This window comes from Serratia sp. ASV30 (assembly GCF_016428815.1).
In the GTDB taxonomy this organism is placed as follows: Bacteria; Pseudomonadota; Gammaproteobacteria; order Enterobacterales; family Enterobacteriaceae; genus Chania; species Chania fonticola_C.
Window position 1 is genome coordinate 1 of sequence record NZ_JAELTL010000135.1, and the last position, 1917, is coordinate 1917.

Sequence of the window (1917 nt, forward strand, 5' to 3'; positions counted from 1 at the left end):
CCTTCGCCGTCAGCGTCACCAGACCGTCGGCCAGTGGCAGGCTCGGTTTCAGTGACCAGGTGCCGTCCGCCTGCACGGTGGCCGAGCCGATCGCCTTGCTGCCGTTGTACACCGTGATGGTGTTGCCGGCTTCCGCCCCGGTCCCGTGGATGGTTGGCCGGTTGTCATCGGTGATCCCACCGCTAACCACGTTGCCCGTTACTGCGCCCACCTGGTCATCGACCCCGGTGATCGCCACTTTACTGGCATCCGGTGCTGTCAGATCCAGGATCAACACAAAGGTGTTGGACTTGTCGCTGACGTTGCCCGCCGCGTCCGTCGCCGTGACCGTGAAGCGGTGTTCGCCTTCCTGTGACAGCGCGGTACCTGGGGTAAACGACCAGTCACCATTGGCATCGGTTTTCGCCGTGCCCAGTACGCCGAACTGGTCAGAGACCGTCACGGTGCTGTGGGCTTCCGCCCGGCCCGTCAGGGTCGGCGTCGGATCGTCCGTCGCACTGCCGCTGACCATGTTCTGCGGCTGTACGCTGCCCACATCGTCCGCTGCCGAGTCGATAAACGGCGCCATTGGCTTGAGCGTGTCAACCGTAAACGTCCAGTTGCTGCTGCTGCTCGGGTTGCCCGCCGGATCCACCGCCGTGGCGCTCAGGCTGTGTGCGCCCTGGCCCAGATCCCCCGCTGGCGTGAAGCTCCAGGTGCCATCGCCTTTCGCCGTGGTGCTGCCCAGCACGTTACTGCCGTCAAGGACCGTCACAATACTGCCAGCCTTGGCGGTGCCGTTCAGCGTTGGACGGGTATCGTCCGTCACGCCGTTCTGCGCGATAGCGCCGGTAATAAGACCCACATCGTCCACCAGGGTGCTCAACGCTACCTGGCCCGGAACCACATCCACCGTCACTTTCAGGTGCTCGCCCTCGGCGCTGGTGTTGCCGGCCGGGTCGGTCACCGTGGTGGTGAAGTCGTGCGCGCCGTTCACCAGGCCAGTGCCCGGGGTAAACGTCCAGTTGCCGCTGCCGTCCGCCACTACGCTGCCAATGGCGCTGCCATTGTCCAGAATGGTGACGGTGCTGCCCGCTTCCGCCTTGCCCGTGAAGGTTGGCGTGGCGTCATCGGTGATGGCGTTTGGCGCCAGTGCGCCCTGCGTACTACCCACATCGTCGGTGACCACCAGGCCGGTGGCCGGGGCCGGTGGCGTGGTATCAATCACAATATCAAAGCCGCCGGTGGCCGGGCTGGTCTGGCCGATACTGTCGGTAACCGAGGCGCTCAGGCTGTGATTGCCATCCTTCAGCACCGGGCTTGGGGTAAATGCCCAGGCACCGTTGCTGTCCGCCTTGGTAGAGCCAATCGCCACACCGTTGTCGAACACCGTCACCGTGCCGCCCGCCAAGGCGGTGCCGTTCAGGGTCGGGGTGTTGTCGTTGGTGACATCCCCTTTCTGCAGCGCGCCGGTGTGCGGTTCAGCATTGTCCACCACGTTGGTGATGCTCGGGGCCTGCGGTAGTACGGTCACGATACTGATCGCGTACTCCGGTGAGGCCACGGTGCTGTTGCCTACGGTGTCGGTTTCCTTCGCCGTCAGCGTCACCAGGCCGTCGGCCAGTGGCAGGGTCGGTTTCATCGACCAGGTGCCGTCCGCCTGCACGGTGGCCGAGCCGATCGCCTTGCTGCCGTTGTACACCGTGATGGTGTTGCCGGCTTCCGCCCCGGTCCCGTGGATGGTTGGCCGGTTGTCATCGGTGATCCCACCGCTAACCACGTTGCCCGTTACTGTGCCCACCTGGTCATCCACCCCGGTGATCGCCACTTTGCTTGCATCCGGTGCACTGAAGTCCAGCGTCAGCACAAAGGTGTTGGACTTGTCGCTGACGTTGCCCGCCGCGTCCGTTGCCATGACCGTAAAGCGGTGCTCGCCTT

At 64.6% G+C, this 1917-nt stretch carries 1 protein-coding gene; it reads right to left on the minus strand.

Annotation, left to right across the window (positions count from 1 at the left end; genetic code table 11):
* On the minus strand, positions 1–1917 hold a 1917-nt coding region (locus JHD74_RS25695), incomplete at both ends, for an Ig-like domain-containing protein (protein WP_233169689.1).